This is a genomic window from Streptomyces gelaticus, from assembly GCF_014649535.1.
GTDB lineage: Bacteria > Actinomycetota > Actinomycetes > Streptomycetales > Streptomycetaceae > Streptomyces > Streptomyces gelaticus.
Genome location: NZ_BMTF01000006.1, coordinates 154,932 through 169,412, shown reverse-complemented (window position 1 = coordinate 169,412; position 14,481 = coordinate 154,932). Strand labels below are relative to the sequence as shown.

Annotated in this window: 11 protein-coding genes; 4 read left to right on the top strand and 7 right to left on the bottom strand. The window is 70.6% G+C overall.

The window, feature by feature from the left end; all coding sequences use genetic code 11:
* The 3 genes from IE107_RS35715 to IE107_RS11320 form a co-directional block, all read left to right on the top strand.
* Nucleotides 1–69 (top strand): hypothetical protein (locus IE107_RS35715; RefSeq protein WP_268246586.1); only part of this gene is annotated, 69 nt, incomplete at its 5' end.
* Nucleotides 70–74: 5 nt separating this feature from the next.
* Complete coding sequence (locus IE107_RS11325; protein WP_189543597.1) at nt 75–1,685, top strand: glycerol-3-phosphate dehydrogenase/oxidase; 1,611 nt, start codon at nt 75–77, stop codon at nt 1,683–1,685.
* 188 nt (nt 1,686–1,873) lie between these two features.
* Nucleotides 1,874–2,545: a FadR/GntR family transcriptional regulator gene (locus tag IE107_RS11320; RefSeq protein ID WP_189543596.1), complete on the top strand. Its 672-nt coding sequence runs from the start codon at nt 1,874–1,876 to the stop codon at nt 2,543–2,545.
* Nucleotides 2,546–2,602: 57 nt separating this feature from the next.
* On the opposite strand, the gene IE107_RS11315 is transcribed toward IE107_RS11320, so the two are convergent.
* From IE107_RS11315 to IE107_RS11295, 5 genes are all read right to left on the bottom strand, one after another.
* Nucleotides 2,603–3,652 (bottom strand): ABC transporter permease, encoded by a 1,050-nt coding sequence (locus tag IE107_RS11315; protein WP_189543595.1) that lies wholly within the window; start codon nt 3,650–3,652, stop codon nt 2,603–2,605.
* Nucleotides 3,649–5,169, bottom strand: a complete 1,521-nt coding sequence (locus IE107_RS11310) for a sugar ABC transporter ATP-binding protein (protein ID WP_189543594.1) — start codon at nt 5,167–5,169, stop codon at nt 3,649–3,651. The genes IE107_RS11315 and IE107_RS11310 overlap by 4 nt, the downstream gene beginning before the upstream one ends.
* A 127-nt stretch (nt 5,170–5,296) precedes the next feature.
* Nucleotides 5,297–6,343, bottom strand: coding sequence for a sugar ABC transporter substrate-binding protein (locus IE107_RS11305; protein WP_189543593.1), 1,047 nt, complete (start codon nt 6,341–6,343; stop codon nt 5,297–5,299).
* A gap of 111 nt (nt 6,344–6,454) precedes the next feature.
* Complete coding sequence (locus IE107_RS11300; RefSeq protein ID WP_189543592.1) at nt 6,455–7,234, bottom strand: SDR family NAD(P)-dependent oxidoreductase; 780 nt, start codon at nt 7,232–7,234, stop codon at nt 6,455–6,457.
* Nucleotides 7,231–8,583, bottom strand: a complete 1,353-nt coding sequence (locus tag IE107_RS11295; protein WP_189543591.1) for an L-fuconate dehydratase — start codon at nt 8,581–8,583, stop codon at nt 7,231–7,233. The genes IE107_RS11300 and IE107_RS11295 overlap by 4 nt, the downstream gene beginning before the upstream one ends.
* A gap of 257 nt (nt 8,584–8,840) precedes the next feature.
* Here IE107_RS11295 and IE107_RS11290 point away from each other — a divergent pair, with 257 nt between their 5' ends.
* Nucleotides 8,841–9,923 (top strand): PAC2 family protein, encoded by a 1,083-nt coding sequence (locus tag IE107_RS11290; protein WP_189543590.1) that lies wholly within the window; start codon nt 8,841–8,843, stop codon nt 9,921–9,923.
* 81 nt (nt 9,924–10,004) lie between these two features.
* Here IE107_RS11290 and IE107_RS11285 read toward each other — a convergent pair whose 3' ends face one another.
* Both IE107_RS11285 and mshC read right to left on the bottom strand, forming a co-directional pair.
* Nucleotides 10,005–13,049: an NPCBM/NEW2 domain-containing protein gene (locus IE107_RS11285; RefSeq protein ID WP_189543589.1), complete on the bottom strand. Its 3,045-nt coding sequence runs from the start codon at nt 13,047–13,049 to the stop codon at nt 10,005–10,007.
* Between the two features lie 134 nt (nt 13,050–13,183).
* Entirely contained in the window at nt 13,184–14,413 is a 1,230-nt protein-coding gene (mshC, locus tag IE107_RS11280; protein WP_189543588.1) for a cysteine--1-D-myo-inosityl 2-amino-2-deoxy-alpha-D-glucopyranoside ligase, read from the bottom strand.
* Nucleotides 14,414–14,481 lie beyond the last annotated feature (68 nt).

Sequence of the window (14,481 nt, the reverse complement as noted above, 5' to 3'; positions counted from 1 at the left end):
TACAAGAGCTGGCTCAAGGCCGTGGAACGGACCATGGGCTGGCTCGACGACAGCACAGTCGAGGAGTAATCACCATGACCACCCTGCAGAGCGTCCCGGCCCTCGGGACCCACCCGGCCTCCGGCTCCCTCCCGAGCCGTGCCGAAACCCGGGAGCAGCTGTCCAAGGCGGCGTACGACCTCCTGGTGATCGGTGGCGGCATTCTGGGCATCTCCACCGCCTGGCACGCCGCGCAGTCCGGGCTGCGGGTGGCCCTGGTGGACGCAGGCGACTTCGCCGGCGCCACCTCCTCCGCCTCCTCCAAGCTGCTCCACGGCGGTCTGCGCTACCTGCAGACCGGCGCGGTGAAGCTGGTCGCGGAGAACCACTTCGAGCGGCGCGCGGTGTCCCGTCAGGTCGCCCCGCACCTCGCCAATCCGCTCACCTTCTACCTGCCGGTCTACAAGGGCGGGCCGCACGGCGCGGCCAAGCTCGGCGCGGGTGTGTTCGCGTACTCGGCGCTCTCCGCGTTCGGCGACGGGGTCGGGCATGTGATCAGCCCGGCTCGGGCCCGGCGCGACGTGCCCGAGCTGCGCACGGACAACCTGAAGGCCGTCGCCGTCTACGGGGACGACCAGATGAACGACGCCCGGATGGCGCTGATGACGGTGCGCGCGGCCGTCGACGCGGGTGCGGTCGTCCTCAATCACGCCGCGGTGACCGGGCTGCGCTTCACCAGGGGCCGGGTGACCGGCGCCGAACTCCAGGACCGCACGGACGGTACGGAGTTCGGTGTCGACGCCCGGCTGGTGCTGAACGCCACCGGGCCGTGGGTCGACCACCTGCGCAGGATGGAGAACCCGGACGCGGCGCCCTCCATACGCCTGTCCAAGGGCGCGCACCTCGTCCTGAAGCGCACCCGCCCGTGGAAGGCCGCGCTGGCCACCCCGATCGACAAGTACCGCATCACCTTCGCCCTGCCGTGGGAGGACATGCTGCTCCTCGGCACGACGGACGAGGAGTACGAGGGCGATCCCGCGGACGTCGCGGTGAACGAGAAGGACACCGCGCAGATCCTCGACGAGGCGGCGTTCTCCATCCGGGACCAGCAGCTGTCGCGTGACCTGATCACCTACTCCTTCGCCGGTCTGCGGGTGCTGCCCGGCGGCCCCGGCGACACCTCCAAGGCCAAGCGCGAGACGGTCGTCACGGAGGGCCGCGGCGGGATGCTGTCGGTCGCGGGCGGCAAGTGGACGACGTTCCGCCACATCGGCCGTACGGTGATGAACAAGCTGGCCGCCCTCCCCGGGCACCCGCTGGCTCAGGACATGGAGCCGATCGCGCACCTGCCGAAGAAGCTCCCGCTGCCCGGCATCGCCAACCCGAACGCGGTGGCGCACCGCCTGCTGGTCGACGGCGGCACGCCCGGCCCCCGGATGGCGGCCGACACCGCCCGGCACCTCGCCACCCACTACGGCTCGCTCTCCTTCGACATCGCCCGGATGGCGAACGAGAACCCGGCGCTGGCCGAGCGCATCCACCCGGACGCGCCGGAGATCTGGGCGCAGGTCGCCTATGCCCGTGACCACGAGTGGGCCGAGACGGCGGACGACGTGCTGCGCCGCCGCACCACACTGACGATCCGGGGCCTGGCGACGGACGAGATCCGGGCCGGTGTCGAGTCGATGCTCGGCGACCGGGGCTGACGGATCCTGACGTACGGCCAGGGGCGGCTCCCGCGGGGGAGCCGCCCCTCGTCGCGTGTCACCGGGGCACCGCCGGCGGCCGTACCCGGGGCGGCCACCGGCAGGCCCGGTTCATCCGGCTCTTCCGACCCCCATAATGAAGGGATACATCGGATGTCTGATTCCAGTCCGGATCCAGGAGGACCGTCATGGCTGTCACCGACGAGGCGATCGAGAAGATCAAGGGAATGATCGTCTCGGGTGCGCTGCGCCCCGGCGACCGGCTCCCCAAGGAGAGTGAACTCGCGGCGGAGCTCGGGCTGTCGCGCAACTCGCTCCGCGAGGCGGTGCGGGCCCTTTCGCTGATCCGCATCCTCGATGTGCGCCAGGGCGACGGCACGTACGTGACCAGCCTCGACCCGCAGTTGCTGCTCGAGGCGCTGAGCTTCGTGGTGGACTTCCACCGCGACGACACGGTGCTGGAGTTCCTCGCGGTCCGCCGGATCCTGGAGCCCGCCGCGACGGCGATGGCGGCCACCCGGATAGGCGAGGCCCAACTGGACGTACTCAGCTCGCAGTTGGACGCGCTGGGGGCGCAGCCCTCGGTGGAGGAGCTGGTCGCCTGTGATCTGGAGTTCCATCGCGGCATCGTGCAGTCGTCCGGGAACTCGGTGCTCTGCTCGCTGCTGGACGGACTGTCGGGGCCGACGACCCGGGCGCGGGTCTGGCGCGGGCTGACGCAGGAGGACGCGGTCAGCCGCACGCTCCATGAGCACCGGGCGATCGTTTCGGCGCTGCGGGACCGCGACGCGGAGGCCGCGCGGGCCTGGGCGATGGTGCATGTGGCGAGCGTGGAGCAGTGGTTGCGGTCGACGCTGTAGCGCGGAACGGGGCGGGCGGGGCGTTCCGCCCCGCCCGCCCCGTCAGGGAAGAGCGCCTCAGTCCTGCTTCTCGCCGCTCGCGAAGCGGGAGATGACCAGGGCGACGATGATGATCGCGCCGTTGAGGAACTGGTTCCACAGCGCCGGGACGCCGCCGAGGGTCATCACATTGACCACCAGCTGCAGCGTCAGCACGCCGGTCAGCGCGCCGAACAGGGTGCCGCGGCCGCCCTTGAGGCTGATGCCGCCGATGACCGCCGCGGCGAACACCTGGAAGATCCAGCCGTTGCCCTGGGTCGCCGCGACCGATCCGTAGTGGCCGGTGTAGAGGATGCCCGCGAAGGCCGCCAGCAGGCCGCCGATGGCCAGCACGGTCCAGGTGACCCGGTCCACCCGGATGCCCGCGGCCCGCGCCGCCTCCGGGTTGCCGCCGATGGCGTACAGCGAGCGTCCGTGGCGCAGCCAGGCCAGCGCGGCGCCGCCGACGGCGAACAGGGCCAGGCAGATCCAGACGGCGGCCGGTGCGCCGAGCCACTCGCTCTTGCCGAGGTAGCGGAAGGACTCCGGGACGTCGGTGATGGACTTGCCCTCGGTGATCCCGATGTGGAGGCCGCGCAGCATGGTGAGCATGCCGAGCGTGGCGATGAAGCCGTTGACCCTCAGCTTCAGCATCAGGAAGCCGTTGACCGCGCCGATGGCAAGGCCCACCAGAAGGCAGAGCGGGATCGCCGACCAGGTGGGCAGCAGGCCGAGGCCCGCGAAGCGGCCGCCCTCTGCGGGCAGCACCAGCCACATCGCGACGACCGGCGCGATGCCGATCGTCGACTCCAGGGACAGGTCCATCCGCCCGCAGATCAGGATCAGCGCCTGACCCAGCACCAGCAGGCTCAGCTCGGAGGACTGCTGGACGACGCTGATCAGGTTCTCGGAGGTCAGGAACACCGGCGAGACGATGAAGCCGATCACCATGAGCACCAGGATCACCGGTACCAGTGAGAAGTCGCTCCACCTGATCAGCTTCAGCCGGTCCAGCGGCCTCTCGCCGGTCGGGGAGCCCTTCGGCCCGCTGTCGATGTCGGCCGCCAGGGGCCGTACCGTGCCGGTCATTGCCTCTCCCCCACACCTTCCATGGCGGCGACGAGCTCCCCGTCGCTCCACCCGCTGGCGAATGCCGCGACCACGCGCCCGTGGAACAGGGCGAGCACCCGGTCGCAGACCCGCAGATCGTCCAGCTCGTCCGAGATGATCACTGCGGCGTTCCCCTCGTCGGCGACCCGTCGCACGACTCCGAGCAGCGAGTCCTTGGACTTGACGTCCACGCCCGCGGTGGGCCGGACCGCCACCAGCACGCTCGGCTCACGGGCCAGCGCGCGGGCGACCACCACCTTCTGCTGGTTTCCGCCGGAGAGTCCGGAGACGGGCTGCTCGGGCCCCTGGGTCTTGATGTCCAGCGAGGTGATCACCGAGCGCGCGAACTCCCTGGTACGGGAGGGCAGTACGGTCCCCCACGGGCCGAGCTGATCGGTGACCGTGAGGGTGGCGTTCTCGGCGACGCTGCGTTCCAGGACGAGGCCCTGGTCGTGCCGGTCCTCGGGGATGTAGCCGATCCCGGCGTCCAGCGCGTGGGGCACGCTGCCGGTGCGCACGGCCCTGCCGTGCACGCGGACCGTGCCGCCGCCCGCCTTCCGCATGCCGGCCAGGGTTTCGCCCAGGGCCGTGTTGCCGCTGGCGGCTGAGCCGGCGAGGCCGAGCACCTCGCCGGGGCGGACCTGAAGGTCCAGCGGTTCGAACTGGCCCTGGACGGTGAGACCTTCGGTACGCAGCACGGGTTCGGCCGACTCGTCCGGTGCCGCCGCGCCGTCGCCGCCTGCGTGCCAGACGGTGGCCCCGGAGGACTGCTCGCCGGTCATCGCCGCCACCAGCTCCGCCTCGGCGATGTCGGCGACCGGGGCGGTCAGCACATGGCGGGCGTCGCGGTAGACGGTGACCGCCGTGCACAGTTCGTACACCTCCTGCAGATGGTGGGAGATGAAGAGGAACGCCACTCCCTGGGCCTGGAGTTCGCGCAGCTTGTCGAAGAGCCGTCCGATGCCCCGGGCGTCGAGCTGCGCGGTCGGCTCGTCCAGGACGATCAACCGGGCGCCGAAGGAGAGTGCCCTGGCGATCTCGACGAACTGCCGCTGCTCGACGGCGAGATCGCGTGCCCGGGTGCGCGGATCGACCTGGACGCCGTAGTCGGCCAGCAGCTGCTCGGCGCGCCTGCGGAGCCTGCCCCAGCTGATCCAGCGGGCGTTGTCGTCGAAGCGGTTGAGGAAGAGGTTCTCCGCGACGGTCAGGTCCGGGACGACCATGGACTTCTGGTAGACGCAGGCGACCTTGGACCGCCAGGCCGCGGTGTCGCCGAAGGCGGGCGCGGGCTCCCCGCCGAAGGTGACCGTGCCCGCGTCCGCCTTGTGGAGTCCGGTCAGGACACCGACCAGCGTCGACTTGCCCGCGCCGTTGCGCCCGACCAGGGCGTGGGACTCACCCTGCTGCACGGTGAGCCGGACCCCGTCGAGCGCCACGGTGGGCCCGAAGCGTTTGACAACGCCTTCCGCCTGTACGGCGGGTGGTGGCTTTTCCATCAGACCCCTTCTCAGCGAAGCGCTGTAGTAACGCCGGTGGTCTGCTCCCGGGCCGCGGTCAGGGCTCGGCCGCGTCTCGGTTCTTCGGAGCCGGGAGGGAAGCCCTCTCGGCAACGAGAGGGAGGAGTCACGGCCGGCTCTTCTTCTCCAGCTGATTGGCCCACAGTTTCGGGTCGTCCACGTTGTCCTTGGTCACCAGGGGCGCGGGGAGTTGGTCCTCGAAGCCGTTCGGGATCCTGATGATGTTCGAGTCATGGTCGGTGGGGCCTTCTTTGAAGGTCTTACCGTCCAGGGCCGCCTTCGCGTAGTAGAGCGCGTACTTCGCGTACAGGTCGGCGGGCTGGGAGATCGTCGCGTCGATCTTCCCGGCCTTGATGGCGTCGAACTCCTCGGGGATGCCGTCGTTGGAGATGATCGTGATGTGGCCCGGCGTACCGGCCGGCTTCAGCAGCTTCTTCTGCTCCAGGAGGGCGAGGGTCGGCTGCAGGAAGACGCCCCCGGCCTGCATGTAGATGCCGTTGATGTCGGGGTTGGCGGCCAGGGTGGCCTGGAGCTTGGCGGAGGCGACGTCGCCCTTCCAGTCGGTGGCCAGCTCGAAGACCTCGATGCCGGGGAAGTCCTTGTCCATGCAGGCCTTGAAGGCCTCGGACCGGTCACGGCCGTTGATGGAGGAGAGGTCGCCCTGGAACTCGACGACCTTGCCCTTGCCGCCGAGCTGCTCGCCGAGGTACTTGCAGGCGTTGGTCCCGTACGCCTTGTTGTCGGCGCGCACCACCATGTAGATGTCGCCCTTGTCGGGGCGGGTGTCGACGCTGACGACCGGGATCTTCTTCTCGTTCAGCGTGTTGAGCGACTCGGCGATCGCGCCGGTGTCCTGCGGTGCCATCACGACGGCCTCGGCGCCCTGGTCGGTGAAGGTCTGGACGTTGGCGACCAGCTTGCCGATGTCGTTCTGCGAGTTGGTCAGCGGCAATGCCTTGACCTCGCCCGTCTTGACGCCCTTCTCCACGTAGTTCTGGTACGAGTTCCAGAAGTCGCTGTCACTGCGTGGCAGGTCGATCCCGACCTTCCCGCCGCCCGCGCCGTCGGCGGTGGACTCGCGGTTGCAGCCCGCGAGGGCGGTGACTGCCAGCAGTACGGCGCAGGCCGCCGCACTCGTCGTACGCACTCTCATTGGTGTCCCGTCCTTTGTGAGTACCCGATCGGAGCTCTGTCGGCAAAGCGGAGGTGCATCGTGCGCGGGGTGCGGCCCGGTGACGCGGCTCGGCTCGGGCCGCTGTTCCGGTCAGCCCCCGGCGGGGCGCAGGCGCAGCCCCTGCATGCCGCCGTCGACGGCCAGGGCCGTACCGGTGACCGAGGCGGCGGCGGGGCTCGCGAGGTAGACGATCGCGGCGGCGACCTCGTCCGCCGACACCAGTCGTCCCAGCGGCTGGCGGGCGTTGAGTGCGGCCCGTTCGGCGTCCGGGTCGTCGGCCCGGCCGAGGAGCCGGCCGATCCACGGGGTGTCCGCGGTGCCGGGATTGACGCAGTTGACCCGGATGCCCTCGCGGACGTGGTCGGCGGCCATCGCCAGGGTCAGCGAGAGGACCGCGCCCTTGCTCGCGCTGTACAGGGCGCGCTGCGGCAGCCCGGCGGTGGCCGCGATGGAGCAGGTCTGGGTGATCGAGACGGCGCCGGGGCGGGCGGCCGCGGCGCGCCGCAGATGGGGCAGGGCGTGCCGGGCGGTGCGGACCATGCCGAGGACGTTGATGTCCAGGACCCGGGTCCACTCGTCGTCGGCGTTGTCCTCGACCGTGCCGATGGAGCCGATGCCCGCGTTGGAGACGACGGTGTGCAGTGCGCCGAGTTCGGCGGCGGCGCGGTCGACCGCCTCGCGCACGGCGTCGTCGTCGGTGACGTCCGCCTCGACGGCGAGGGCGCCCGCGGGGGCGCCGGCGGTATCCCGGTCCAGTACGGCCACCCGGGCGCCGCGCGCCAGCAGCATGGCCGCGACGGCGGCGCCGATGCCGGAGGCGCCGCCCGTGACCAGGGCGCCCATTGACTCGAAGTCGCTCGTTGTGGTCATCGGTTGGCCTCCTCGGTGCGGCGGGCCCGCCATACGACGCCCTCCGGATAGCGGTGTGCGGCGATCGACTCGGGGAGCATCCGGGCGGAGAAGCCCGGGGAGCTCGGCGCGGTGTAGCGGCCGGCCTCGATCACGGTGGGGTCGGCGAAGTGCTCGTGGAGATGGTCGACGTACTCGATCACGCGGTTGTCCCAACTGCCGGAGACCGCCACGTAGTCGAACATCGAGAGGTGCTGCACCAGCTCGCAGAGTCCTACCCCGCCCGCGTGCGGGCAGACCGGCACGCCGTACTTCGCGGCGAGCAGCAGGATCGCGAGGTTCTCGTTGACGCCCGCGACGCGGGCCGCGTCGATCTGCACGAAGTCGACGGCGCCGGCCTGGAGCAGCTGCTTGAACACGACCCGGTTGGCGACGTGTTCGCCGGTGGCGACCTTGACCGGCTGCCCGGCCCGCACGGCGGCGTGGCCGAGGATGTCGTCGGGGCTGGTCGGCTCCTCGATCCAGTGCGGGTCGTACGGTGCGAGCGCGGTCATCCACTCGACCGCGTCCGTGACGTCCCAGCGCTGGTTGGCGTCGACCGCGATCCGGATGTCGGGGCCGACCGCTTCGCGGGCCAGGGCGAGTCTGCGGACGTCGTCGTGGAGACTGCCGCCGACCTTCAGCTTGATCTGGGTGAAGCCGTCGGCGACGGCCTCCTTCGCCAGCCTGACCAGCTTGTCGTCGCTGTAGCCCAGCCAGCCGGGCGAGGTGGTGTACGCCGGGTATCCCTCGGCGCGCAGCCGTTCGGCGCGCCCGGCCCGGCCCGGTTCGGCGGCCCGCAGGATCGCCAGCGCCTCGTCGGGGGTGAGGGCGTCGCTGAGGTAGCGGAAGTCGACGAGGGAGACGAGCTCCTCGGGCGTCATCCCGGCGAGGAACTCCCAGACGGGTCTGCCCGCCAGTCTGGCCGCCAGGTCCCAGGCGGCGTTGACGACCGCGCCGGCCGCCATGTGCATCACGCCCTTCTCCGGGCCGAGCCAGCGCAGTTGGGAGTCATGGGTGAGTTCACGGTGCAGGGCGGCGAGATCGGCCGCGGTGCGGGGCGCCGGGCGCCCCACCAGGTAGGGGCGCAGCGCGTCGATGGCGGCGGCCATCACCTCGTTGCCCCGCCCGATGGTGAAACAGAAGCCATGTCCCTCGATGCCGCCACTGCCGCTGTCCGGACCGCCCGTGCGGCCCTGGACATCGGTACGCAGGACGACGTAGGCAGCCGAGTAGTCGGGATCGGGGTTCATGGCGTCCGAGCCGTCCAGTTGTTCCGAGGTCGGAAAACGGATGTCGTGGACCTCGAAATCCGTGACGGTCTGACTCATGTGCGCCCCCAGGGGAATAACATCGGACCTCTGTTCTGGTCATCCGATGTATAGCGCCATCCAGACGCCAACGTCCAGGCTTTGATCGAAATTCACCGGGACACAGCTCGGATGTATACAGAGTCTGATGCCCTGATTCGACCGATGGTGCACTCTCGTGAACCAGGTTCACCCGGCTGTGCACGGAGACTGCGGCGGGAGTGGCCAAAAGCCGTAAGGTTGATGGGTACACAAGGGAACTTCGGAAGGAGGCCTGGGTGATCGAGCTCGAGGGGGTTCCCGAGCTGATCGACCCGGTCATGGTGGCCGCGTTCGAGGGATGGAACGACGCAGGGGACGCCGCCTCCACGGCGGTCGCGCACCTGGACCGGGAGTGGAAGGGGGAGGTGTTCGCGGCGCTGGACGCCGAGGACTACTACGACTTCCAGGTCAACCGGCCGACGCTCTGGCTGGACGGCGGGGTACGCAAGATCACCTGGCCGACCACCCGGCTCTCCGTGGTCCGTGTCGGCGGGGACAAGCCCCGCGATCTCGTCCTGGTCCGCGGAATCGAACCATCCATGCGCTGGCGCTCGTTCTGCAACGAGATCCTGGGCTTCGCCCATGAGCTGGGGGTGGAGATGGTGGTGGTCCTGGGCGCTCTGCTCGGCGACACCCCGCACACCCGCCCGGTACCGGTCAGCGGAGTCACCTCCGACCCCGACCTGGCACGGACCATGGATCTGGAGGAGACCAGGTACGAGGGACCGACGGGCATCGTCGGCATCCTCCAGGAGGCCTGCACGCACGCGGGAGTGCCCGCGGTGAGCCTGTGGGCGGCGGTGCCGCACTATGTGTCGCAGCCGCCCAACCCGAAGGCCACGCTCGCGCTGCTGAACCGCCTGGAGGACCTCATCGGTCTGCGCATTCCGCTGGGCGAACTGCCCGAGGACGCGCGCGCCTGGCAGCTCGGCGTCGACCAACTGGCCGCCGAGGACAGCGAGGTGGCCGAGTACGTACAGACGCTGGAGGAAGCCCGGGACACCGCCGAGCTTCCCGAGGCGAGCGGCGAGGCCATCGCCCGGGAGTTCGAGCGCTATCTGCGCCGCAGGGACGTCGGTCCGGGCCAGGTGCCGGGCGGGCACGCGACGGAGAGCGGCGACACCTCCTATCTGCGCGACGCCTCCAGCGGCCGCACCCGTCCGTCGAAGCCGCTCCGCCCCGAGACCGGCGGCGGCACCGGACCCGGCACGCCGCCCGCGGGCGGCCCCGGCCGGAAGCCGCCGGAGGACCGTGAGGACGACGACAGCGGTGACGGCGAGGGCCCCCAGGATTCGCCGGAGGACTCCCCGGAGGCCTGACGTTTCCGGGAGGGCCGAGGGGACCGGTGGAGCGCCGGGCGGGTAGTTCACCGCCCGGCGCTCCCGTACTGCCGGGGACATTCAGGAACAGCTGAACCGGGCCGCCGCCCAGTCCCCGTGGTCACCGGTCCTGGAACCGTTGGTGTCCGTGACCTTCAGGTGCACATGGCGCGCACCGTCGAGCTTCACGTCGACCGGCACGGTCGCCGAGGCGCCGGTCACCTTCGGGGAGGTCCACAGCACCTTGCCGTCCGCCTCGACGGAGAACGCCACTTCGCCGTAGCCGTTGATCTCGTCGTCGATTCCCGCGTCGGCGGTGAACGCGGTGCAGCGCCCGCCGAGATAGACCTCGATGTCGGAGTCGGCATGGGTGCCGATCCCCTTCTCGTACGTCTTCCCGGCGAGCATCAGCGAGTGTCCGTCGCCCGCGCCCGACTCGCCGTTGCTGCGGTCCCGTTCGGCCGGTCCGTAGCCGTTGGCGGACTTCAGCCACACCAGATCGCTCGCCCAGACCTCGCCGGTGGGTGGCGGGGGCATCACCCCGGCCGCGAACCGCTGGGTGGCGGTGCGGGATTCACCGGCCGAGCGGTAGCGGACGAGCGCGGTGATCCGAGCCTCTCCCGCCGTGGCGTCCTTCGCGGGGGTGACGGACACCTCTACCCGCCGGGTGGTGCCCGCCGGGATCCGGTCCGCCGTCGCGGCCCGGCCGACCTGCCAGCCCTCGGGCACCTCCAGTCCGACCTGGGCGTCCGTCACATCGGCGCTGCCCGCGGTGACGTCGACGGCGACGGTGGACTGCGCCCCGGCGCCGACCTCCTGCCCCGACGGGACCGAGACCACGGCGCTCGCCGCGGCGGCGCGCCCGCCCACCGCGCTGGTGCCCTTCAGCTTCACGGCGAACTTCTTGCCGGTGGACAGCGGGGCGGTCTTGATCTTCACGACGCCGCCGCGGTCGTCCCGGTCGTACCACCAGCCCTGCTCGGCGGCCTTGTACGCGGCAGCGGAGCCCAGCCGGGGCAGCTTCCCGCCGAGCTCGACCGTGCTCGGGGCGGAGCCCGTGTGCACGGTGAACTCGTACGGGCGCCTGCTCTGCTTGCCCGTGAACTCCCCCTCGCTCGCGCCGATCCGCACGGTCACGTCGCCCGCGCCCCGGACCGGTGCGTCCACGTCGGCCCGCTGGGTGGCGTACTTGCCGTCGCGGTGCTGCCGGGTGACGCCGTCGTCCTCGTACAGCGTGAAGGACGACCTGCCCTGCGGGTAGATGTCCCAGGCGAGCGGGGAGCCGGCGGTACGGTCCTTGTACGAGCGGATGCCGGGCCACATCGGCACACTGGCACCGCCCTTGACGAACAGCGGCAGGGTGTCGAGCGGAGCGCTGTAGTCGTCGAGGGTGACCGGCCCCTCGTAGGTGCGCCCGCTCCAGTAGTCGGTCCAGGTGCCCTTCGGCAGGTAGATGCCGTCGCGCTCGGTGCTGTCCCGGTAGACCGGGGCGACGAGGAAGTCCTCGCCGGACATGAATTCGTACTTCGCCGCGTCCGTCGCCGCCTTCGGGTCGTCCGGGTATTCGAGGACGAGCGGGCGGACCATGCCGACGCCGGTCTTCGTCGCCTCGTGCGCGTAGGAGTACTGGTACGGCAGCAGCGACTCCTTCAGCTTGAGGTAGTCGCGGTTGATGGTGGTGTACGGCTCTCCGTACCGGAAGGGCTGCTTGTCGCTGGCCGCCCACCCGTCCATCGTCATCGTGGTCCCCAGGAACATCTTCCACTGGAGGTCACGGGTGTACGTCTTGGCGCTGCCGCCGAAGATGCCGTCGACGTCGCCGGTGGTGTAGGCGAGGCCGGACATCGTGGCGCCCGCGTAGGTCGGGATCTGCCAGCGGATGTAGTCCCAGGTGCCGTACTGGTCGCCGGACCACTGCACACCGCAGCGCTGCGCGCCCGACCAGCTCTCGGGGGCGTAGGTGAAGCCGCGGGCGTCGCTGTTGTCCTCGATGCCCTTGTACGCGTCCTTGCAGCCGTCCAGGGCGAACTTGTAGCCGGCGCCGACCCAGGCGACGTCCAGCTTGGCCACCCGCTGGCCGGCCTTGACCTGGTCGGCGATCTTGTCGATGCCGTCCTCGGTCCACAGGCCGAGCTGCATGCCGCGGTCCTGGAGGCCCTTCGCGGTCTCGGCGAGGTCCTCGTGGCCGCAGCCGTAGCCGTCGTTGACGAGCATCCAGCCGTTCGGCATGTCGTGCTCGACGTAGCCGTCGGCGACCTTCAGGGCGTCCAGGGTGTGGCGCTCCCCGCGGTTGGCGTTGTGGAGGTAGCAGTCGGCGTCGCCGATCTCCATTCCGTACACCGGCGGCAGGAAGGGCTTGCCAGTGAGCGCGGTGTACTGCCCGATGACGCCCTTGGCGCTGTCACCCGCGAAGTAGTAGGCGTCGAAGCGCTTTTCCTTCGCGCTGGTGGTCACCGGGTCGGTGAAGGCATAGGTGTTCGGCGCGTAGGTGTTGCGGAAGACGCCGTAGCCGGCCGAGGAGAGGTAGAACGGCACCGAGTTGGGGTGGCCTCCGTCGTCCCAGTTGTAGTCGACTCCGACCTCGACGGTCTTGTCGCGGTGTGAGGTGCTGCCCCGGCCGTTCTGCATGCCGGCGCCGTAGAACTGTTCGTCCGCGCCGCGGGCCAGGGTCTGGGTGGTCCGCTCGCCGTTCCAGCTCAGCCCCTTGGCCTCGGACCAGACCCGGGTGCCGTCCGCCCGGTACAGGGCGAATCGCAGGGGCGATTTGTAGGCCCGCAGGGTGAGGCCCGCGGTGGAGAGTTCGTAGCGGTCGCTCCGCTCCTTCCACCGGGTGGGCGGCGGGGTGCCCTGCGGCAGGACGATGTCGTCGCCGGTCGGGTCGGAGAAGGCCCCGTCCGGGGCGAGTTCGATACGGAAGGTCTCGGCGGAGACGAAGCTGACCCGCGCCTCGGCGGCGCCGGCCTTCAGGTGGTAGACGGCTCCGTCGGCGGAGAATCCGGTGAGATCGCCGACCGTGGTCTCCGGTTCGGCGGCGCCGGCCTGGGCCGCGCCGGGACCCGCGAGGACGGCCAGCAACCCCAGCAAGGCTGCAACTGCCGCCGCTCTGATGCGCGTTGATGATTGCATAGAGCGCTTTTAGCGCAGCATCGAGCACTTGACCATGGACAAAACGGAACCGGCCCTGAACTTCGTCGAGAAGTCCAAGGCCGGTTCGTCCGGAACGTCCGGTGGTTATCAGCGGGTTGCCACCCGGCGCGGCGCTACAGCGCGACGCCCAGCAGCGCGTCGACGGTGCGCGAGACGAGGCCGGGTGCGCCCTCGTCCGTACCGCCCTCGGCGTTCTGGCGTTCGGCCCAGCGGTCCACGGCGACCAGCGCGGCCGGCGCGTCCAGGTCGTCGGCGAGGGCCTCACGGACCTCCTCGACCAGGGCCTCGGCGGGCAGTCCGTCGGGCCGGGAGACCGCGGATCGCCACTTCCCGAGCCGCTCCACCGCATCGGCGAGCACCTGGTCCGTCCACTCCCAGTCGGACCGGTAGTGGTGGGACAGCAGCGCCAGCCGGATCGCGGCCGGGTCCACGCCGTCGCGGCGCAGCTTCGACACGAAGACCAGATTGCCCCGGGACTTGGACATCTTCTCGCCGTCCAGGGCGACCATTCCGGCGTGCACATAGGCCTGGGCGAAGGGGTGCTCGCCGGTCAGCACCTGGGCGTGGGAGGCACCCATCTCGTGGTGCGGGAAGGCGAGATCGGACCCGCCGCCCTGGACGTCGAAGCCCATGCCCAGGTGGTCCAGGGCGATGGCGACGCACTCGATGTGCCAGCCGGGCCGGCCGGGGCCGAGCGAGGCGCCGTCCCAGCTCGGCTCGCCCTCACGGGCGGCCATCCAGAGCATCGGGTCGAGGGGGTTCTTCTTGCCGGGGCGCTCCGGGTCGCCGCCGCGCTCGGCGGAGAGCAGCCGCATCGCCTCGGCGTCGAGGTGGGAGACCCCGCCGAAGTGCGGGTCGGTCTCGACGGAGAAGTACAGGTCGCCGTCGAGCTCGTAGGCGGCGCCGACGTCGCGGAGCCGCTCCACGAGCGGGACGATTCCGGGTATCGCCTCCACGGCACCGATGTAGTGCTTCGGCGGAAGCATGCGCAGGGCAGTCATGTCCTCGCGGAACAGGGCCGTCTCGCGCTCGGCGAGCTCGGTCCAGTCCTGTCCGTCGCGCACGGCCCGCTCCAGCAGCGGGTCGTCCACGTCGGTCACGTTCTGGACGTAGTGAACCTGCCGCTTGGTGTCGAGCCACACGCGCTGAACGAGGTCGAACGCGTTGTAGGTCGCCGCATGACCCATGTGGGTCGCGTCGTACGGCGTGATGCCGCAGACGTAGATGCGGGCGACGGGACCGGGGTCAAGGGTGATCCGTCCGCCGGTCGCGGTGTCGTGGATCCGAAGGTCGCGGCCCTTGCCGGGCAGGGCGGGGACCTCAGAAGCGGGCCAGGCATGCATGCCACGAGCGTAACCGGATGCATGTTCCGGATACGAACCGGATACCGGAACCTGTCCGAAGAGGCGCT